We start from the raw sequence: 21,961 nt of genomic DNA on the forward strand, positions 1-21,961 counted from the left end.
TTAGCGATAACCGCTTTTTTTGTGGTTTGTGCCTATAGTAGGCCGACCTTAGCTTTATGCAACCAGACAGGATGTGTCATGAGACATTTTTATTTAGACTTTATTTTCACCGCCATCGCCCTAGCGGTCGCGGCATGGTGGGGATATTCACATGGCGGTATGGGCGGTATGATAACCACCCTATCTATTACCGCTATTTTGGCCGTCATGGAGATTTCATTATCGTTTGATAATGCGGTGGTCAACGCCTCAGTCCTTAAGGGCTGGGACGAGTTTTGGAAAAAGATATTTTTAACGGTAGGTATTTTAATCGCCGTCTTTGGTATGCGCTTGGTATTCCCTATTGTTATCGTCGCTGTTACTGCCGACCTTGGTATGATGCAAGTAATCGATCTGGCATTGAATGATCCTAAAGAATACTCAGCCAGACTATTAGCGCATCATGCCGAAATCTCAGCATTTGGTGGTATTTTCTTGTTGCTCGTCTTCTTAAACTTCATCTTTGATGAAAAAGAAGTACACTGGTTCGATTGGCTTGAGAGCCGTCTGGCAAAATTAGGTAAAGTCGATGCCATGAGCGTCTTCGTTGCGCTTATCGTCTTGATGATTGCCGTATCATTTGCCCAGCCTGAGCAATCAGCTGCGGTCCTAATCGCTGGCGTATGGGGCATCTTAGTTTACCTTGGCGTACAAGTGGTCTCTGGTATGTTAGAGGGTGATCTTGAAGAAGAACTAGACGCTCAAGGTAACAGTACTGGTGCTGCAACTAGCGCGATTATGAAAGGTGGTATTATCGGTTTCTTATATCTAGAAGTCCTTGATGCTTCATTCAGTTTCGATGGCGTGATTGGCGCATTTGCGATTACTAATGACGTAATCGTTATTATGCTAGGTCTGGCTATTGGTGCGATGTTCGTACGTTCGATGACTATCTTCTTAGTCGATAAAGGCACCCTTGATGAATATGTCTATCTTGAGCATGGCGCGCATTATGCTATCGGTGCTTTAGCTATCATCATGCTGCTATCAGTGAAATTCCATGTACCAGAGCTTATCACTGGTCTGATTGGTATTACCTTTATTGGTTGGGCGTTTGTCGCTTCACTCAATTATCGTAAGCGAGAAGCCAAATCAATTACTTGATGCTCGTTCGATGTTAAAAACCCAAGCAAAAATTTTTAATATCAAACAGTATAAAGTGGGTAGATAAAGTTAGTTTAAAAATAGACGGGTTGTACCAAAGCAGTTGGTATGACCCGTTTTTGCTTTAAAGCACTTATTTGACACCCGTTGAATAAGTGCTTTTTTATGTTGTACTGCCTGACGATCTAATTTACTTTTTGATAACAACACCTTAACGACTGTTGCTCGGACGGTTAAAAAGTATCAGACTTGCAGCATTGATATGTCCCTTAGTAATCATATCGTAATCACACAAAATACGCCTTGCTTAGTAAGCAATCGCTTAGTATAGTAAATCGTAATGATATGCAGGGCGTGGCATACGAGTAAATTTATTCATTGTTTGCATTTATATATCGACCACTGCACTATTTTAGTTTATTTTTTTTATCATTCAATCCACTCAATTATTAATCAAAAGGATATTTATATGGCTATTAGCTTAACAAAAGGCGGCAACGTAAACTTATCAAAAGAAGCGCCGGGTTTAACCAATATTACAGTCGGTCTTGGCTGGGATCCACGTGCTACTGATGGTCAAGAGTTTGATTTAGATGCGATTGGCTTTTTGGTCAATGAAGCAGGCAAAGTACGTAATGACCAAGATTTCATCTTTTTTAACAACTTAAAGTCAGACAATGGCGCGGTTGAGCACACAGGCGATAACCGTACTGGTGAAGGCGACGGCGATGATGAAAAAATCAAAATCAATCTTGCTAGCATTCCAGCTGACGTGAGCAAAGTCGCTATCTGTGCGATTATTTATGAAGGTCAAAGCCGCAATCAAAACTTTGGTCAAGTGGGTGACGCTTACATCCGTGTCATTAACGATAATGGCGATGCTGAAATCGCACGTTATGACTTATCAGAAGACGGTAGCACCGAAACCGCGATGATTTTTGGTGAATTATATCGTCATAGTGGTGACTGGAAATTCCGTGCCGTCGGTCAAGGCTTCAGCGGTGGTCTTGGACCATTAGCGGCTTCTTATGGCGTTAATGTTTAAGAGCTGACTAACATTTAGCGCTAATAATATAAGCCCCAAAAGCCATCAAGTGTGCCCTACTATCGCATTTGATGGCTTTAAAAGTAATAGGCTAGCGAAAATCTATGGTTAAGCCGACTTACAGACATAACTTACAAATATATAGAATACTGATATAAGGATTCGCACTCTATGACCGCCACGTTTAGCTTGATCGGTACCATTGAACCATTTCTTCATTGTAACCTCAAAAAAGGCGACTCCATCTATTGTGAAGCCAATGCAATGGTGATGATGGAATCAAACCTTGAGCTAAAAGGCAAGCTACAAGGCGGTCTGATGCAGTCACTTATGCGTCGTTTTGCCAACGACGAGTCACTATTTCAACAGCAAATCGAAGCAGTCAATGGTGAAGGCGATTGTTTACTTGCGCCAACGCTCGACGGTGATATGCAAATCATTGATTGCGGTGCGCAGCAATATACTTTAAGCGATGGCGCATTTGTCGCGGCGCAAACGGGTGTCGATGTGAAGGCTAAGATTCAACGTAATCTAGGTGGCGCCGTCTTTGGTGATACTGGCGGCTTTATGGTGATGCAGACGCAAGGTCAAGGTCAGGTAGTGGTATCGGGTTTCGGCTCATTGTTTGAGATTGATGTCGAACCTGGTAAAGACGTCATCATTGATAACGGTCATGTGGTCTGTTGGGACTCGCGTTTGGAATATAAACTCTCAGTCGCCACCAGTAAGAAAAAAGGCTTCATGGGCAATATTATCAATTCGGTCACCAGTGGCGAAGGTATGGTTTTAAACTTCTCAGGCTCAGGCAAAGTCATTATCTGCTCTCGTAATCGTGATAGTTACCAAGGCTGGCTACAAAGCGTCTTAGGGACTAGCTCAGGCGGTCGAGGTGGCAGTAACAGTTTGCTTGGCAATATCTTATAGCTATTATTATGTTTTTAAAGCTGTATGTTACAACGACTCCTCGTCATCATGGACTTTATTTAACCCTCTACTCACAATTACTATAACACTGTAGTATAAGGAATATCACATGGCAGTTAGTTTACAAAAAGGTCAGAAAATCTCCCTAAGCAAAGAAGCGGGCGGCGAGCTTACCCAAGTAAAACTGGGTTTAGGCTGGGACGTTGCTCAAAACCCTCAAGACAAAAAAGGTGGGTTCTTGGGCAAATTATTCGGTGGTGGTAGCGGCGGCGACTCGATTGACTTAGATGCTTCGTGCATTATGTTTGATACCAATAAACAAGCCATCGATGCGATTTGGTTCAGTCAGCTGAAATCAAAAGATGGCAGTATCGTCCATACTGGTGATAACCGCACTGGCGACGGCGATGGTGACGACGAAGTTATCAATGTCGATCTTTCAAAAATCCCTGCCAATGTCGTCTCTCTAGTATTTACGGTCAATAGTTTCACTGGTCAAACGTTTGAAACGGTAGAAAATGCATTTTGTCGTATCGTCAATGCCAATAACAATCAGGAAGTCGCGCGCTACAATTTATCAGCGCAAGGTGGGCATACCGCGATGATTATGGCAAAAGTATATCGTCATAATAACGAGTGGAAAATGCATGCGATTGGTGAAACGGCTTCTGGTCGTACTTTCCATGACTTGATGCCTGCCATCACGCCGCATGCGTAAAGGATTCAAAGCTTGAGTTGGATTAGCGTTCATCCGTTAAAATGAGCTCTTGAAGCAACGTTATTGATAAAAAACAGCCCATCTATAATTAGATCGGCTGTTTTTTTACGTGTGCTAAAGAACATTTTTAAAGCTGTTATTTACTCCCTCGCTTCCAGCTAAAGCCCCAGTTAAAGGCTTTATCCATCTCTTGATGCCCTTTGAAATATTGGTTAATACGTTCAACGTTAATACTACCTTGCTGATTGACCAGACGCGCAATCGCACACATTGGTAGATTACCTGTCCCTTCTGTCAAACGTGTCTCAATCGGGGGTTGGTCGGGCACATGAATGGTCACGACACCATCGGTCTGCGCCCAGTTTGGTGCACCTTCATAAATGAAAGCAAAAATAAACACCTCTTCTATCTGCGACCACTGCTGACCGTTGATATCTAGCCATTCACCGCCGCTCACCTGTCCCGTTCTATCATCAGCACGCAAACACACGTAAGGCGCTGATGTTAAGCTACCAAAGCGATTACCCAATGCCTGAATCAAGGTTTTTTCACCATTTTTCAGATGAATCATCGCCCCAACATCAAGGTCAATACCGCCCGCTTTATGTTGTTTGAAAAGATCGCCTAACAAGCCTTTTTTGGGTGCTTGCTGATTAGCAGTCGGATTTTGATTCCAGTTTAAGTTAACAGAGATTTTACCAAAGTCATCACGTTTCTTTAGGTTGATGCTAGACTGATTTTTGGTTAAAGTGATTTTGCTTAGGTTAATTGACGGATTTGGAGAAGCTGTAGGAATTGGCGGCGGCGTGCTTGTTTGAGGTGCACTACCTGCTTTCTGCGTATTGATGGGCTGAGCTTGGCCTTGTGACTGGTCTTGTACAGGGCTTTGAGCGGGCGCTTCATCAGCAATTTCAACACCAAAATGCTCAGACAAAGGCTTCAGCCCTCCTTCGAAACCTTGGGCAATAAAACGGAACTTCCAGCTACCTTGGCGGCGATAACATTCCGCTAAAATAATCGCTTTTTCATTACGTCCAGCTGCACTTAACTGACAAGTCATCAGCACTTGGCTGCCTTGCAATACCTGAATATCGACATCGCCAACTTGCGTAAGCGTCTGTGAGCTAGAAAACGCGAGGGCTATCTTCTCAATATTGGCTGGCTGCGCAGGTAAATTAATATCAAAAAACCCATCGCTATCATGACCACGGAAACTCACACTGCCATCATCGCTACGTGTCTGCCCATAAAATATCATGTCGCCATCGCCGCGTACTTTACCGTCAGTTGTCAGGCGATATGCCGCGCAATCGACTGCACTTTGGCTTAAAATACGAATGCTAATATGATCTGTTGGCAGTGGCGCATTGGCACCAGCAATCAGTTGTTGAGGTTGGATTTGGCTCATCATACATCCTTTGAATTATTTATTATGTGCGTGTGTTTGTTATGCTAATAACTGTCATATAGTAGCATGGATGGCCGCTGACTTTTAAAGCGTACGACCGTTCAATAACATGCCAATGACCCTAAAAAATATTTTTACAAATCCTTCATGCTATTTTGTCAGCAGCATTTATAACGCTTAGCATTTGTATATAATAGCCCCTACTATTAGCAATATTGCGGCTTGTTTTTTTATTGCTGTTTGAGGCTTGCTTATATTCCTGATGGTGTTGCGATGACGATAGTGAATTATTCAATTATATCTAAAACCTACGATAATGCTGAGAGAATTATGAAAACCCCTGCTAACGATAATGACCATAAAACATCAACTGCCGCGTCACCTGCCGTTTGGTTAGCTGAAGGTCAGTCAAGCCAGCGTGATATGTTAGCTAGCCTGCAAACCCTAAAAAATCATGCTGATACTCCGTTCAACATTATCGCTTCACACCGCCACAATAGGCCTGAGATTTTTGAATTTGCTGACAGCGTTTACCGCGAGCCTTCTACTAGCACCGCAGATAACGATGAGCAAACAGTGCTCGAATCTGTTGAGCCATTGATGCCGCGTTGGCAGTTTGTGTTAGAACAAGCGCAGAAAAACAACGTAAAAGTGTTGCTCGCTGGGCGCAATGGTATTGATTACGAAGCCCACCGTGAGGCTTTTGACGCGGCTGGTATTCGTTTATTGACGGGTGCAACGAGTGTGGCAGCGTTAGAAGTGATAGATGATAAGTTTGCCTTTATGCAGCAATGTCATGAGCATGATATTCCCGTTGCCGAGGCGTGGCGCTTTGATAATGTCGCAGAGCTTGAGGCGTTACTTGACATATATGGTGATCAGCCGTTATGCGTCAAACCGGTTACGGGTATTTTTGCTCAAGGATTTTGGCGACTGGGCAAAGTTAAAGAGATGGGTCGAGAAGCAGCTACAGAAACAGAAACAGACGAGCAATACGATAGCTTTGAGCATTTATACTTTACCGAAGAGAAAAAAATAAATACAGCGCAATTTATTAATGCCTATGCAAACAGTGTCATGGTGCAGGAACGCCCAATTCCCATGCTGCTAATGCCTTACTTGTCAGGGCAAGAGTACTCTATCGATGTCGTCTGTGAATATGGCGAAGTGCTGGCTGCTGTCACCCGTTATAAAACGGGGAAAATTCAGCATATCGGCTACGAGCAAGCGGTCATGGATGTCGTCATTCCACTCATAAAAGCCTTTGGCTGCGATGGCATCGTCAGTGTCCAAACCAAAGCCGATGATGACGGTCAGCACCGTGTGCTTGAGATTAATAGCCGCCCTTCTGGTGGCATTGATTACACCACCCATAGCGGTGTGGATTTGACCCAAGTTGGATTTGCTTATTGGCTAGGCTTAACCGATAAACCGATACTGGCTGATATCGCGCAACAAATAACCCCCTGCCAAGTACGCTCTATTATGGTCGGTGTAAAGGTTGAAGAAGACATCACTGAATAAGTCAAAATAATAATATAAAAAGCTGACGGCAATGAATCGACAATAATACATCCATGACAACCGAATATATTCAATAAGAGGCAAACGATGACAGCACAAACCACGTTAGTGTTAGGGGCAAATACGGTCATCGCGACAGCGAATTGTTCGGTCGCCTTTGCAACGACAGATCAGTCAAAGTTTGGCGAGCAGCTTGGGCTATTATGGCTACCTTTGGATGAGCATCGCAAAGCCGCCTGTAGTCCTGCTTATCTTCATGAACCGAAGGAATGGGCGCAGCTCAATAGCAAAGATGATCCAAATGCATGGCAATTGGATTTGCCTGCATTGTTTGATAAACAAGGTGCAAGCTTTTTACAACTGATTGCTTATGTTTATCATGAGCCAAGCCTAAACTTACCTGCTGTTGAATTGAGCAAGGTAAACTTAACCCTCAATGAGGGCGATATTCGTTATGAATTTACCGCAAGTGAGCGCCATGTCAAGGCGGCGATCATATTAGAGATATACCGACGCAATGGACAATTTAAATGCCGTGCCCTTGGTGAAAGCTCCACCCAAGGACTGGTAAGTCTTGAGCATCATGTACAAGTGAGCCTTGATATGCGTCCGCCAGATACGCATGCCCTTATCCAAGATGCCCAGCGCGCACAGCAGCAAGGTTATCCTAACAGTGATACGCGCCCGCCAAGACACGTTCAGTCTGGTGAAACTTGGACAGGGACAGCGTTTGCTATCGATCCCTATCATTTACTGACTTGTTATCATGTCATTGAATCGGCGGCGATGATTGGTGTGCGTCAGCAAGGACAGCCTGATCGTGAAGCGCAAGTGGTGCTCAGCGATATCGGTAGTGATTCAGCCATTATTAAAGTAAGTGAGCCGCTGCCAAGTTATTTACCCTTAGCACAGCGTTGTACTGATAATTTAGGTGAGACCATCACCGCCTTGGGATTTCCGTTATCAGGATTGAGTAGCCAATTACAAGTAACGCAAGGCTGCATCTCAGGACTGACAGGGTTTGGCGATGATATTCGGTATCTGCAATTTACTGCGCCTATTCAGCCAGGCTCTAGTGGCAGCCCTTTATTACTGCCGACTGGTGAAGTTATCGGCATGGTAACGTCCAGCCTCGTCCATGAACATGCACAAAATATGAACTATGCGGTGAAATTTCAGTTATTATCCGCCCTACTCGCGAGCGCTGGAATCAGTTTAGATAATTTATCTGACTCATCTGGCATGTTACGCACGACAGCTGCCGCGTTGACCACACCGCAATTAAGTAAAAAAAGCCGTGGTGCTTTGTGGTTAGTAGGTTGTCAGAGTTAGGAAATACACGTAACTATATATAAAAGAAAGTCCAAAGGAATATGAATGTTAAATAAGCAACACAGCACGACCATTACCCTACCACGCGGCAATCTTGATTTAACCTATCAAACCAATTCAGCCACTACGAGAAATGGGGCAGAACCAAGTAACGATTATCAATTAGAAGACTTGCTTGGCTTTGCACAACGCATTAACCCAAAACGTGCCTTTTTGTTTGTCTCAAAAGTATTAGGTCGTCATATTCCAGTGGCTCCTAGCATCATGCGTCATGCTTTTACTGACTTGGCGAATTTGGTTCCTAGCGATTTGCCTGAGCCGATTTTAGTCATCGGTATGGCAGAGACAGCCGTTGGCTTATCTGCGGGGGTACATCAAGCGCTACAAACGCGTTACCCCAATGCCTTACTATTGAACTCTACGCGTCATGCGCAACATGATGACAATAAGGACAGTAGCAGCGACTCTTTATTAACCACTTTCAGCGAAGACCACAGTCATGCCAGCCAGCATCTCATTTATCAAAGTGCAGATACAGTGACCCAAGCGCAGCTGCTAGCGAGCAAAACCTTGATTATGGTAGATGATGAAGCATCGACGGGCAATACTTGCGTCAATGTCGTCACTGCCCTTCGTAACGCAGGACTTGACCAACTAGAGCAAGTACATCTTACCACTTTGGTTGATTGGTCTTTAAACCAGAATCAGAATGCAGCCGATGTAAATGAAGCTGTGTCTGACCAAATCGCAAAACGCCTGCCCAATATCCACTTTCAACGTCATCATCTACTGTCTGGTGCATGGACTTGGACAGATGCGCCCAATCCTGAACCGATAACGATGCCATCGGTTGATACAACTGAAGCAGGCAGTCAGTCTCTAGGTAATACTGGCAATTGGGGACGTTTCCCCACTCTAGATAGCACCGATGGGTTTGATCATTATCTTTTGAGGTTTCAAACTGCCTTTAACGTTTTTAACAAGCAAGCTCAACCTGAGAAAGAGCCGTTTGATAAAGAACAGTTGCCACAGCGTATCTTAGTGTTGGGCAGTAATGAGTTTGTTTGGTTACCGTTTTTATTGGCGGAATGGCTTGCGCAACATACGCATGTAGAGAATAGTAAGAATACGGTTAATTTTAGTGCGTTAACCCGCTCACCGATTGCGCTTGGTGGCGCAATTACCTCGATGCTAAGTTTTAATGATAATTATGGGCTTGGTATGACCAACTTTGCATATAACGTTACACCTAGCGATTGGGATTTGATTGTCTTGTGTGTGGAAACGTCCGCTGATAGCGTTGATGCTATGTGGAAAGGTTTAGAGAATGTATTGGTGGTGAGTCCGACGCTGTAAATTATTTTATAAGAACTGTCCTCTTACAACTATCCTCTAAATCCCGCTCTGCTTTTCACATTCAACCCTTACGGACACCTTTATGACCAGCCCATTCTTTCAAGCCAATCCTGATATTCTCAAGCCTTACGCGCTAATGGATTTGGACGATACGCTCTTTCAAACTCAGCGTAAAATTGACGCATGGGACTTACCCACCACTGAAGCTGAAAAATTGATTTGCGCAACCGTTAACAAACAAGGCGAGCCATTAAGTTTTATGAGTCAGCGCCAAGCCACATTTTTTAACTGGCTACTTGCTAGCACTGATCTAATCGTAGTGACGGCACGTGACCGTAGTGAAATCCAGCGCGTTAAGCTGCCTTTTGATAGCTGGCAAGTTTTGACTCATGGCGCGATTATTCTTGACAAAGACGGTATGTTACAAGCCCAGTGGCAACAGCATATGTATAATAAGCTTGCGCCATTGCAAGAAAAATTGCAGCAGCTGAGCCAGCTATTCGCGAATCACAGCAAAAATGACAATAGCCAGCTGGTCTTTACACCACATATCGATAGCTTTAGTAATAGCGCTGATAATAAAGAATTAACTATTTATCTGGCTATCAAACATGCGCAAAAAGACCATCAAGCATTAGTAGATCTCGCTGCAAAACTGCCAACGTTAATACGAGACTTTGAGCAGGATTTTTATGTGCACGTGAATGCGAATAACCTAGCGATATTGCCGCACGCAGTTCATAAGCGCCATGCGGTACAGTTCTTGTTAGCTAATCATTTAGATATTCAGCGACCAAGCTTTGGCTTTGGTGACAGTCTGGCTGATTTACCATTTTTACAGCTGCTTGACTGGTATGGTATGCCCAATCATGGTCAGTTACATGAACGACTTAGCTCTCAATCATTCTAAACACTTAATCTCTCCTAAATAAAAACAATAATCGCCGCCGTTTATAGAAGTAGAAATTATTTTATGACCCATCATATAACAAACCCTAATATTCAAAAATTAGAAGCATATGGCTCAGGCAGCTATCTTGCCAGTGATGTGACCGTACTGCTCGATATCGTCGCTAAAAACGCGGTCGCCGATGTGCCAGTCAGTCAAAAAGAAGCACTTATTCAAAGTGGGCAACGTCATTATTCTGATATGTTGACCTTGGAGCAAGCGCCTACTGCTATGCATGAGCAGCTATATACGCAAGCATTAGAGCAAGGAGCTGAGAGGACTGCCACTGACATTGCTAATTTGGCTTATACGCTACATCATATTTTTCAAAAATTTCGAAATGAAAATATCGTTAATACTGAACGTCCATTAGTTTTAGTCAGCTTGGTGCGCGCAGGTTTGCCAGTTGGCGTTTTGTTGCAGCGTGCGTTAGCAGACGTTAATAGCAGCTATGCTTTGCCGAGCGTACATTATGGTATCAGCATCATTCGCGACCGCGGACTTGATCCAGTTGCGTTACAAATGATATTGAATGCTCATCCAGACAGTCCTATCGTATTTGTTGATGGCTGGACAGGCAAAGGCGCGATTTATCAAGAGCTTGCTCATAGTTTAGAAAAATTTAGCGATCCTAGCCATGCAAACTTTGCCAATATCTTTCATCAAGGGGTAGGTGTTATTCCCTTATTAACGCTGGCTGATCCAGCTGGTGTTGCTTGGCTTGCAGCTAGTATCGATGACTGGCTAATTCCGTCAGGGCTATTAAATAGCACGGTATCCGGACTGATTTCACGAAGTTTATATACCGAGCCAGCATTGGGACTACACCGCAGCGTGTTTTATGATAACTTAATTGAGGTCGACCATAGCTTAGCTTTCATCACTCATATCGATGCAGCGCGCCGTGCATTAGCCCCATCTTTGCAATGCTTGCCGACGTTTCAGCAGCCGCGCTATCAGACAGCTGCTTTAATCGACAAGCTGGCAGCAGACTACGATATCACCAATCGTAATCGCATTAAGCCAACGATTGCAGAGGCAACACGGGCGATATTGCGCCGTGACCCTGAACGCATACTATTAGCCAGCGCTGATCATCCTGATACCATACTGCTAAGACATTTATGTGCCCAGCGAAATATCATTGTTAGTGTATTAGGTGATAAAATACATCCCTATCAAGCCATCACGCTTATCAAGCAACGTAGCGAAGACCATTAATCATTGCCACACTCGCGGTTTTTATAAACCAGACCCATCTCAAAATCAAAGCAGCGAAAGAAAAAAGTAAAACTACTCCTTCTTGTCGGCTAAACGAATTTGACATTACCAAACGTATTTTTGGGTTTGCGGTCATTGCTGCTGAGCCATGCCACTTGATGATACTTCTTAGATTTTATAACCATTCACTTATCACTATTGATGATGCCAATTATGTCAGATATGCAAAACAACGAGTCTACTCTTTATCAAAACACCCAGTCTTACGCTCACCTTATTACTGAGCGTCATGCGATGCTCAAACCACATGCGCATCACCCGTATCAGTTGGGGGCTAGCCTATACATGCCAGCAACTCGCCAAGATATTTGGCAAGTCATTAAGCGTGATAAATTACCAACGATTAATAGCATTATCATCTGTTTAGAAGATGCGGTTAGCCATAATGATGTTGAGCTGGCACTTGAGCGCTTGCAAACGTTGCTGCATACATGGGCGACGCATGTCGATAGCATCAATGACCCATCAAAACATGCCGATATTCAGATTGAGCAACCAACACGCCCGCTGGTATTTATACGCCCGCGTCATCCAGCGATGTTAGAGCAGCTATCAGGTTTTGCCCATATCGATTTGATTGATGGCTTTGTCATGCCAAAAGTCGATATGTATAGTCTGTCTAATTGGCGTATGGCCTGTCAAAATCTGAGCACTGAGCAACTATTGATGCCGACGCTTGAAACCGCAGCGCTATTTAATCCGCATCATAATCAGGAATTGGCCATTGGTTTTAAAGAAGCCTTTAGCCAGCCTGTTTTTGCCTTACGTATCGGCGGCAATGATTTATTTGCAGCATTGCGTTTGCGCCGTCCCAAAAACAGCATCGTTTATGATACTCCTATCGGCACCCTTGCCTATCAGCTGCTCGGCTGCTTTGTGCCGCATGGCTTTTATTTAACAGCGCCTGTCTTTGAATATTTGGATCAGCCAACGCTATTTATGCAAGAGCTAACCCGCGATGTTAGCTTAGGATTGGTCGGCAAAACGGTCATTCATCCAAGCCAAATTGCGCTGGTGCAACAAGCCTATTGCGTACCATTGAGCATTTTAGATGAAGCACAAGCAATCTTGCATATCGAGGCAAAAGCGGTTTTTAAATATAACAATACTATGCTAGAGCCTGCTACCCATCGCGCGTGGGCAACAGAAATCGTCAATCGTGCCGAGGCATGTGGCACTCTTGATGACGGCAATAATGACTATACGGCACGGTTATAAATAAAAACCTTAAGGTTAATAGGGCATGTCCTCAATCTGAACGAAAGCGCCTAAGTTTCAAATCAATATTTTAAATGCACTCTTTTACATGCGCTCAATAAAAAAGCCGTTATCACATTCAAGATAACGGCTTTTTTTAGCACAAAGATTTCATTACTCTATTATTATTAAAACGATGCCTTATTTAAGGCTATTTCAAGACCAACTCAAAACTAGACACAGTCCGCTAAAAAGGTGTTAATCACTCGATTGACCTGCTCAGGCTCTTCTACGGTGGCGGTATGACCAGCGCCCTTGATTACTGCCAATTTAGACCCTGCAATCGCAAAATGCATACGTTCAGCCTTCGAATAAGGGGTTGCTGTGTCCTCATCACCGACCACGATTAATGTCGGCACCGTAATACTTCCTAGCTGATCGTAGGTGCCTGACCGCTCAATGACGCCCATCGTTGCCTTAATGACTCCACCTTTGCGATTGCCTTGTAGCATCGTTAACCACTGCTTACGATCAGACTTACGCAACTTATCTGTCAAAAAAGTATTACCAAACATAATAGGCATGACCTTGTTACTCACGCGTTTGAGACCCAGCCAACGAATGGCTTTGACCAGCTTACGATACTGCGGCACGTTTTTGGGATCTTCAGGATCAGCAGAAGTCTCTAACAGGGTAAGCGACAGCAATAGCTCAGGGCGTTTGAGTGCGACACGCTGGGCGACAAACCCGCCCATCGACAACCCTAACAAATGGCACTTATGAATATCTAGTGCCTCTAATAATGCCAATGTATCCTCGGTTAAGGTTTCCATATCATAGCCAGACTTGGTTATTTCAGACTGACCTTGTCCTCGAAAATCAAACGTAATACAGCGATAACCGGCTTTAAAATAATCGACTTGCTTGTCAAATAGGTGCGTATTCCACAGCAGACCGTGGGCAAATACCATGACGGGTTTTTGCTTATCGTTTGGCGCGCTGTCTTCGTAATAAAGTTCAACATTATTGACATGAATAATTGGCATAACCACTTCCTTGTTGGTTTAATAAATAAAAAATCAGTCTTTTAGAACCTGCCTTCTAGGGCGTGTCTTCATTTTAAAAATGGCGAAAAAAATAAGATAGATTGCCACCAAACAAGGAAAATAGCACAAATAATATCGAGATATTCATCAGCTATTTGACGCAGTTTGGCAAAATTTAGCCATTTTTAGCCCATGTAGAGAATGCTCGATTGAATTGAGGACATACCCTAGCATAATTCAACCTTTCTACAGATAGTAGCCTTATTTTTGAATGGTAGGTTTAATAGCTTTAGCAATATGATAGCAGCAAAAAACACCATACCTGAATCATGTCTTAAGCGCGCACAGATCCTGCTTTTATAATAAGCTCAAACTGCTATAGTATTTGGCATTGCATTATTTGTCACATTTACTGCCAATAGCTAGTGTTACCAAAAATGTTTTATAGAAAACTCAATTAAGGATATCAGCCATGTCACACCCTCTCGTCGAATATCAAGTAGAAAACCATATCGCAACCATCACGATGAACGATCCCAAAACACTGAATGCCTTTAGCACAGTGCTCAAAGATGCCATGATGAATTCACTGACGAACGCAGATGAAGATAAAGACGTCAGAGTCATCATCCTGCAAGGCGCAGGCAATAACTTTTCAAGTGGCGGGCATATCGGTGAGATGTTAGAAAACGGCATGGAAAGCGAGGCGCTGTCGAATAAGCTAAACTTTATGGTTGGCGAAGTCGCTGAGATTAGCTTAAAGTTGCGTAATATTCATAAGCCTATTATCGCTAAATTAGAAGGCGCAGTGGCAGGTGCTGGCATGAACTTGGCACTGACTTGTGATTTTCGCATAGCCGCTGATAATGCCAAATTTGTGCAAGCCTTTGTCAATATCGGTCTAATACCAGATGCTGGCGGCATTTATTTACTGAATCAATTGATCGGTGTGGCAAAAACCACTGAGATGGTCATGCTTGGCGATAAACTCAAAGCGGAAGATATGGCACGCTTAAACTTGGTTAATGATGTGGTCAGTAGCGACGAGCTGGATGCTAGCGTACTGGCATTGGCAACGCGCCTGAGCAATCTGCCCGGAAAAGCATTGGCATCAATGAAGCATATGATTAACACGCACGCTTATATGGGTCTCAATGAAGCGCTCGATATGGAAGTGGATCAACAGACCATGCTTGCTAAAACGGATGATTTTAAAGAAGGTATTACCGCCTTTATGGAAAAACGTAAGCCGGTTTATCAAGGTAAATAATAACCTGATCACACTCTGTTTTGCACTATCATCAAAAAGGCTGCCTAATGGCAGCCTTTTATTTTTGGGTCATACAGTATCAAGAAAATTCTGTATTAAGCATATCTTTAAGTAACACTTTTAACTCTTAAGAATCAGAGGCTGTCTTATAGTGATGCGGTAAGGTAAATATCTTGTCAAAACCCAAGGTAAAAATAAAGGTATAAACCAAGAAAAATAGCAGTAACGCCGCCTCCATCATAAAAGCTTTGATTAAGCCAACGTCATACCAAATCATATAAAGTGGTAAGCAAATCAACACCAATCCGCCTTCAAATCCTAATGCATGCGCACTGCGAATGAGTAAGGTGCGCTTTGCCACATGCTTGCGACGTTCCCACGCTTCAAAAGCTGTATTGTATAAGAAGTTCCAAATCACTGCTGCCAATGACACCATCACAGCAACTAGTAAGGATTCTGCCGCGTCGCTACCACTGATTTTCATCAATACAAAAGTAGAAGAAATGATAGCGATAATCTCAAAGATAATCACATATGTCAGACGACGTTTGAGTGGGGATAAAGTAATCAACCAAGACTCCAGAGCACTTGAGCGTCAACAAAAAAGTGCCTATCAAAGTATCGGTCCGTCCCGAGATAGAAAAGATAGATTGAGTGCAGAGCCACGGTTTCCGCCTGCTGCTATATTATACCTAAGATAATCAGGAAAATCAGTTAGTACTTATGTCAAACACATCCGAGTCATTTCGGAATTGCTAAGTTGCCAATTTCTAATTAATAAGATACCTTCACCTGCTTTTTCTAATAGATTAGTTTTGAATAAGATAGTAATTTTTTGGGTGTTTACCTAAGATTTGTGTCAGCTTACTTTGAGCATAGAAGTTAAACCCCATAAAGAGTATTTCAGCTCTATCGTTCATAAAGCTAGCAATAAATTTAGTTAAGTATTTAACTGCGTTAGTGATTTTTTTAGTCTTTAAAGTCTTTTAGAGTCACATGATGTAACAACATTCTATTAAAAATATTAAATCTATATGAACTTTTGCTATTTCTGCCATCTATAGCAGAGATGAACCTTCTAGCAAAAATCTGAAAAAGACTATATAAAAATAAGCATAATAAAATTAAAATAAATAAATTAAAGGCTATTAGTACTGTCTCATTAGGGTATTTACTTGCTATCTCAGAGACTTCGACTCCACCTAAAAACTTAGCTGATATGGACAAGCCTATAACAGCCAAAAAATTTTTCATAATTATGTTAATTTTTGAATTTTGGAGTAATTTTCCAGTAGATAAAAATTCATTATGATTTACCTTATGATAACTCTGAAACCATTCAGTGCTTTTACTTACTAAACTAAAAGAATTCATGTTCTCAGGAAGATTATTTTTTAACCACTTATCTTGTATTATTTGGATATCCTTACTGCCATATTTACTTTCTAGAATATCTGTTTTTCTGCTATTTATAAATAGTAAGACTGCTACGTATACAGCTAAAGATGCAAGATAAAATATCCAACCTAAAATTTTACTCTTATAAATATAAATTGGGAACACACTTTGTAAAATCGATGACTCCATAACAATTACCATAATTGCATGGTAGCTTATAGACAGCATCAAAAATAACATGAGCCAAGCAATTCCTTTATGCTCAAATCTTTTAGAAAATATACAATACCTTTTAAAATATACTGTAATAGACTCAATATCATAATAGTATTTATTAACTATTTCATATACTTTTTCATCTTGATTTTGACCACCACTAGAACCCGCCATAAAAACTCCTTGTTAAATTAGTTTAGTTAATTATTAACCAACAAATGACAGTTTACAACTGGGTATTATATTTAAGCGTCAACCAATGACGTGTTAATTTATCACACTCAACAAAAAACCTCGCATCATAAGACACGAGGTTCGTTTTAAATAATCTAAATTTTTAAACCAAAATTAGGTCAATTGAGCAACGTTAATTTTGTCGGCTTCTTCAGTATAAGAATCCATACGATCGAAGTTCATGTACTGATACACTTCCTCGCCCATGCTATCAAGCATACCAGCGTACTGCTGATATTCTTCGTTGGTTGGCAATTTACCAAGTACCGCTGCGACGGCTGCAAGCTCGGCAGAAGCTAGATATACGTTAGCGCCTTGACCCAAACGGTTCGGGAAGTTACGAGTAGACGTCGATACCGCCGTAGACTTCGGTGCGATACGTGCTTGGTTACCCATACATAGCGAACAACCTGGCATTTCAGTACGAGCGCCGGCTTGAGCGTAAATGTTGTAGTAACCTTCTTCCATCAACTGACGCGCATCCATCTTAGTAGGTGGCGCAATCCATAGACGAGTTTTCAAACTACCTGCTGGTACGTCTTGTAGCAGTTTACCCGCAGCGCGGAAATGACCGATGTTGGTCATACATGAACCAATGAACACTTCATCAATGGTATCGCCAGCGACATCAGCCAATGTTTTTGCATCGTCTGGATCGTTCGGGCAGCAAAGGATAGGCTCTTTGATAGTGCTCATATCGATAGTCATATCGATGGCGTATTCTGCATCAGCATCAGCACGTAATAGGCTTGGGTTCGCTAACCATTCTTGCATCTGCTCGATACGACGGCTGATAGTACGCGCATCGCCATAGCCTTCTGAGATCATCCATTTAAGTAGTGTAATGTTTGAGTTTAAATACTCAGTCACCGACGCTTCAGACAAAGTGATGGTACAACCAGCAGCACTACGCTCAGCTGAGGCATCAGATAGCTCAAACGCTTGCTCAGCGGTCAAATCTTCTAGACCTTCGATCTCTAAGATACGACCATTAAACTCGTTGATTTTGCCTTTCTTATCAACGGTCAATAGACCTTCTTTGATCGCTTGATAAGGAATCGCATGTACTAGGTCACGTAGCGTGATACCAGCCTGACGTTCGCCAACGAAGCGTACACGGACAGATTCAGGCATATCAAGTGGCATAACACCAGTCGCTGCTGCGAATGCTACTAAACCAGAACCTGCTGGGAATGAGATACCCATTGGGAAACGCGTATGCGAGTCACCGCCAGTACCAACGGTATCTGGAAGTAGCATACGGTTCAACCACGAGTGAATAATACCATCACCTGGACGTAAGCTTACGCCGCCACGGTTCATGATAAAGTCAGGTAGTGTGTGCTGAGTTTCAACGTCGACTGGCTTTGGATAAGCGGCAGTGTGACAGAATGACTGCATTACTAAGTCTGCTTGGAAACCTAGGCAAGCCAAATCTTTTAGCTCATCACGAGTCATCGGACCAGTCGTATCCTGCGATCCTACAGTCGTCATTTTAGGCTCACAGTACATGCCCGGACGTACGCCCTCTAGACCACAAGCTTTACCGACCATTTTTTGCGCTAGAGTAAAGCCTTTACCCGTATCAACTGGCTCTTCTGGCTTAGCAAAGATATCTGAATGTCCAAGACCCATGTATGCGCGGGCACGATTGGTCAAACCACGACCAACGATCAATGGAATACGACCGCCAGCACGAACTTCATCAAGCAATGTTGGTGAGTTCAATTTGAACGTAGACAACACTTCATCTGAATCATGCTTAGTGATTTTGCCTTCATACGGATAGATGTCAAATACATCACCCATGTTTAGGTTATCAACGGCTACTTTTTCGATTGGCAATGCGCCAGAATCTTCCATCGTGTTAAAGAAGATAGGAGCAATATTGTTACCTAGCACTAGACCGCCGCCACGTTTGTTTGGCACGTTAGGGATATCATCGCCCATGAGCCACAATACAGAGTTGGTCGCAGATTTACGGCTAGAGCCTGTACCTACCACGTCACCAACATAAGCCAATGGATGGCCTTTTTCTTTTAGCGCTTCGATTTGCTTCATTGGACCGACAACGCCCTCTTCGTCAGCAGTAATGCCGTCGCGAGAGTTTTTGTGCATGGCTAATGAATGCAATGGGATATCAGGACGGCTCCACGCATCTTGCGCAGGCGACAAATCATCGGTGTTGGTTTCGCCAGTCACTTTAAACGTCGTGTAAGTCGTCTTTTCTGGTACAGCAGCACGGTTCAAGAACCATTCAGCATCAGCCCAAGATTGAACCACTTCTTTAGCGATAGTATTGCCCGCTTCTGCTTTTTCAGTCACGTCATTGAACGCGTCAAACACCAGCAATGTCTTTTTCAATGCTTCAGCAGCGTCTTGTGCAACATCGGCGTCATCCAGTGCAGCAACCAATGGCTGAACGTTATAGCCACCTTGCATTGTGCCTAGTATTTGAACGGCTTTTTGCTTGCTGATAAGTGGTGAAGAGGTTTCACCCTTAAGGATCGCTGCTAAAAATGCCGCTTTAACATAAGCCGCTTGGTCAACGCCAGCAGGAATACGGTTTTCTAGCAGATTCATTAAGAATGCGTCTTCGCCTGCTGGTGGGTTCTTTAGTAATTCAACCAACTCTGCTACTTGTTTTTCATTCAATGGTAGCGGAACCGTTCCTAGCTCAGCACGTTCTTCGACATGTTTACGATAAGCTTCTAACACAATAGTCGTCCTCGTCAGTTGGGAGTATTAGCACATTACGTGGGTAGTCGACATGACCGCCTGCGTCAATATACTAGATGGAATAATTATCCGTGCAATCATAGCTTAAAACGCTCTAAATGTTAATGGCTGAGCCTTTAAAAGGCTCATAATAGAGCCATATTGGACATTTATTATAAAAATAGTACCATCAATAATATGATTGAGTACCCTTACACAATCGATATACGGCTTGCCACTTTCGTCAAGCACCGTTCGATTTGTTATCAAATAAATACAGTGTGATTGCTAGACATTTCGTAAGAGATTATTTGATAAAATATCATCTTGATACGATAGCTTAGAGAAAATATCACTTAAAAAAATAGCGCTTGAAGAAACAGCTTTTATTAGCCATATACTAAATGAATAAATATTAAGGATAATGATATGGATAGTAGTGCAATGGAAAACAAAAATAGGGATAACAGCGATATGGAGAACAGCGATATAAAGAGTAACGCTAATTATCAAAATGGTCTCAAAGTTCGCACCGAGGTCATGGGTGCAGAGCACGTCAAACGCTCACTCGGTAGCGCGACTGGATTTACCCAACCATTACAAGACTGGATTATCGAACACGCTTGGGGCAGCACATGGCAAGATGACTCAGTATTGCCACGCAAATATCGCTCATTAATCACCATCGCTTTTTTAATTGCGCAAAAAAGCCCCACTGAACTAAAAGGGCACATTCGAGGTGCTATCAATAATGGCGCAAGTGTCGCTGAGATTCGAGAAGTATTAATGCACAGCTTGCCTTATTGCGGGGCACCTGCCACTCAAGAAGCGTTTCGTGCTGCCATAGATGTACTGAATGAGTTGGATATTGATATAGATATTTAAAACTATGGTTGCGAGACAAACCATAGTAGCCTTAATGATCCACCTCAAAATGATCAGTTAAACATTATTCATTGAAAATTAGCCCCTAAGTTTCTGCTATAATGTCCTCACTCACAACACATTCTAATAATTCCATAAACCCTTATGCTATAAAGGGTTAAGAGATACTTTATTATGACAACTGCCGTACAAACACATGTGCCTGCTGCTAAGGTCAAACCTAAAAAAGCCATTCAAGGCGAAAAACTACGTGGCTACGATAAAGTTGCCCGCATCCCAATTAAAGTGATTCCGACCATCGAGGCAAAGAAAAAGCCAGATTGGATTCGGGTTAAAATGTCCTCGCCCGCTGAAGTAGCTCGTATCAAAGCCACCTTGCGTGAGCAGAAGCTATACACGGTCTGTGAGGAAGCGGCCTGCCCTAACCTGCCGCAGTGCTTCGCTGATGGCACCGCGACCTTTATGATTATGGGCGATATCTGTACCCGTCGCTGTCCGTTCTGTGACGTCGGTCATGGTCGTCCTAATGAGCTAGATGCAGATGAGCCGCGCCACACTGCCGAGACTATTTTAGGTTTGCAGCTTAAGTATGCGGTAATCACCTCTGTGGATCGTGACGATCTAAAAGATGGCGGCGCGGCGCATTTCGTAGAAGTTCTCAATGAATCTCGCGCACTTAGCCCGAATTGCCTCATTGAAATATTGGTACCAGATTTCCGTGGTCGTATGGAAGTAGCATTAGACTTGTTAACTGAAACACCGCCAGATGTCTTTAACCATAACATCGAAACCGTGCCTCGTTTATATAAAGCCTTCCGTCCAGGTTCTGACTATCAGCATTCGTTAGATTTGCTCAAACTCTATAAAGAGCGTCGCCCTGATATCGCGACCAAGTGCGGTTTTATGGTTGGCCTTGGTGAGACTGAAGAAGAGATTTATGCACTGCTTGATGATCTAAAAGCGCATAATGTGGATATGATTACGGTTGGTCAGTATCTGCAACCCAGTAAAAACCACGCGCCTGTCGATCGTTACGTCCATCCAGACGAGTTCCAGCGTTATATGGATTATGGTAAAAAAATTGGCTTCTTTAACATTTGGGCAGGCCCAATGGTACGCTCAAGCTATTTTGCCGATCGTCAATATTACGGTGAAGACTGCCCTGCACCAATTCGTAGCAAAAAAGCATTGGCAGCAGAAGGCAAACTTGGCTGCTAAGTGTCAGATTTTAATGAGCTAATACTTAAAACTTAAGCTGAGCATGTAAAAAGGGTGAATAACATAAACTGTTATTCACCCTTTTTTATGACTTTAACG

At 42.9% G+C, this 21,961-nt stretch carries 18 protein-coding genes; 13 read left to right on the forward strand and 5 right to left on the reverse strand.

Features of this window, described 5'->3' with window-relative positions; all coding sequences use genetic code 11:
• The first annotated feature begins 78 nt into the window (after positions 1–78).
• From JMX82_RS06460 to JMX82_RS06475, 4 genes are all read left to right on the forward strand, one after another.
• Complete coding sequence (locus JMX82_RS06460; RefSeq protein WP_201539925.1) at positions 79–1,143, forward strand: DUF475 domain-containing protein; 1,065 nt, start codon at positions 79–81, stop codon at positions 1,141–1,143.
• Positions 1,144–1,612: 469 nt separating this feature from the next.
• Positions 1,613–2,188: a TerD family protein gene (locus JMX82_RS06465; protein ID WP_087813710.1), complete on the forward strand. Its 576-nt coding sequence runs from the start codon at positions 1,613–1,615 to the stop codon at positions 2,186–2,188.
• 171 nt (positions 2,189–2,359) lie between these two features.
• Positions 2,360–3,112 (forward strand): TIGR00266 family protein, encoded by a 753-nt coding sequence (locus tag JMX82_RS06470; protein WP_045451333.1) that lies wholly within the window; start codon positions 2,360–2,362, stop codon positions 3,110–3,112.
• Between the two features lie 109 nt (positions 3,113–3,221).
• Entirely contained in the window at positions 3,222–3,830 is a 609-nt protein-coding gene (locus tag JMX82_RS06475; RefSeq protein WP_045445366.1) for a TerD family protein, read from the forward strand.
• Between the two features lie 136 nt (positions 3,831–3,966).
• Here JMX82_RS06475 and JMX82_RS06480 read toward each other — a convergent pair whose 3' ends face one another.
• Positions 3,967–5,238, reverse strand: a complete 1,272-nt coding sequence (locus JMX82_RS06480; RefSeq protein ID WP_201539926.1) for a TerD family protein — start codon at positions 5,236–5,238, stop codon at positions 3,967–3,969.
• A gap of 330 nt (positions 5,239–5,568) precedes the next feature.
• On the opposite strand from JMX82_RS06480, the gene JMX82_RS06485 reads away from it, so the two are divergent.
• The 6 genes from JMX82_RS06485 (at position 5,569) to JMX82_RS06510 (ending at position 12,898) form a co-directional block, all read left to right on the forward strand.
• Positions 5,569–6,762, forward strand: coding sequence for an ATP-grasp domain-containing protein (locus tag JMX82_RS06485; RefSeq protein WP_201539927.1), 1,194 nt, complete (start codon positions 5,569–5,571; stop codon positions 6,760–6,762).
• Positions 6,763–6,849: 87 nt separating this feature from the next.
• The gene (locus tag JMX82_RS06490; protein ID WP_201539928.1) at positions 6,850–8,094 is read left to right on the forward strand and encodes a trypsin-like peptidase domain-containing protein; all 1,245 of its coding nucleotides are present in this window, start codon (positions 6,850–6,852) and stop codon (positions 8,092–8,094) included.
• 45 nt (positions 8,095–8,139) lie between these two features.
• Positions 8,140–9,450 carry a phosphoribosyltransferase domain-containing protein gene (locus tag JMX82_RS06495; RefSeq protein WP_201539929.1) on the forward strand — a complete coding sequence of 437 codons (1,311 nt, stop codon included), beginning with the start codon at positions 8,140–8,142 and terminating at the stop codon, positions 9,448–9,450.
• An 82-nt stretch (positions 9,451–9,532) separates the two neighbouring features.
• Entirely contained in the window at positions 9,533–10,360 is an 828-nt protein-coding gene (locus JMX82_RS06500; protein WP_201539930.1) for an HAD hydrolase family protein, read from the forward strand.
• Positions 10,361–10,423: 63 nt separating this feature from the next.
• On the forward strand, positions 10,424–11,620 hold the full coding sequence (locus JMX82_RS06505) for a cysteine protease StiP domain-containing protein (protein WP_201539931.1): 1,197 nt from the start codon (positions 10,424–10,426) through the stop codon (positions 11,618–11,620).
• A 213-nt stretch (positions 11,621–11,833) separates the two neighbouring features.
• Positions 11,834–12,898 carry an HpcH/HpaI aldolase/citrate lyase family protein gene (locus JMX82_RS06510; RefSeq protein ID WP_201539932.1) on the forward strand — a complete coding sequence of 355 codons (1,065 nt, stop codon included), beginning with the start codon at positions 11,834–11,836 and terminating at the stop codon, positions 12,896–12,898.
• Between the two features lie 212 nt (positions 12,899–13,110).
• Here JMX82_RS06510 and JMX82_RS06515 read toward each other — a convergent pair whose 3' ends face one another.
• On the reverse strand, positions 13,111–13,923 hold the full coding sequence (locus JMX82_RS06515) for an alpha/beta fold hydrolase (protein WP_201539933.1): 813 nt from the start codon (positions 13,921–13,923) through the stop codon (positions 13,111–13,113).
• A gap of 472 nt (positions 13,924–14,395) precedes the next feature.
• On the opposite strand from JMX82_RS06515, the gene JMX82_RS06520 reads away from it, so the two are divergent.
• Positions 14,396–15,193 (forward strand): enoyl-CoA hydratase/isomerase family protein, encoded by a 798-nt coding sequence (locus tag JMX82_RS06520; RefSeq protein WP_060491465.1) that lies wholly within the window; start codon positions 14,396–14,398, stop codon positions 15,191–15,193.
• A 127-nt stretch (positions 15,194–15,320) separates the two neighbouring features.
• On the opposite strand, the gene JMX82_RS06525 is transcribed toward JMX82_RS06520, so the two are convergent.
• The 3 genes from JMX82_RS06525 to acnB all read right to left on the reverse strand — a co-directional run bounded on the left by JMX82_RS06525 (position 15,321) and on the right by acnB (position 19,759).
• Entirely contained in the window at positions 15,321–15,764 is a 444-nt protein-coding gene (locus JMX82_RS06525; protein WP_201539934.1) for a PACE efflux transporter, read from the reverse strand.
• 398 nt (positions 15,765–16,162) lie between these two features.
• Positions 16,163–16,981, reverse strand: coding sequence for a hypothetical protein (locus JMX82_RS06530; protein WP_201539935.1), 819 nt, complete (start codon positions 16,979–16,981; stop codon positions 16,163–16,165).
• Between the two features lie 174 nt (positions 16,982–17,155).
• Positions 17,156–19,759: a bifunctional aconitate hydratase 2/2-methylisocitrate dehydratase gene (acnB, locus tag JMX82_RS06535; RefSeq protein ID WP_087813918.1), complete on the reverse strand. Its 2,604-nt coding sequence runs from the start codon at positions 19,757–19,759 to the stop codon at positions 17,156–17,158.
• Between the two features lie 474 nt (positions 19,760–20,233).
• Here acnB and JMX82_RS06540 point away from each other — a divergent pair, with 474 nt between their 5' ends.
• Both JMX82_RS06540 and lipA read left to right on the forward strand, forming a co-directional pair.
• Positions 20,234–20,644, forward strand: coding sequence for a carboxymuconolactone decarboxylase family protein (locus JMX82_RS06540; protein WP_227676425.1), 411 nt, complete (start codon positions 20,234–20,236; stop codon positions 20,642–20,644).
• A gap of 174 nt (positions 20,645–20,818) precedes the next feature.
• Positions 20,819–21,862 (forward strand): lipoyl synthase, encoded by a 1,044-nt coding sequence (gene lipA, locus JMX82_RS06545; RefSeq protein WP_060491468.1) that lies wholly within the window; start codon positions 20,819–20,821, stop codon positions 21,860–21,862.
• Positions 21,863–21,961: the final 99 nt, after the last annotated feature.

This window comes from Psychrobacter sp. 1044, from assembly GCF_904846525.1.
Lineage (GTDB): Bacteria > Pseudomonadota > Gammaproteobacteria > Pseudomonadales > Moraxellaceae > Psychrobacter.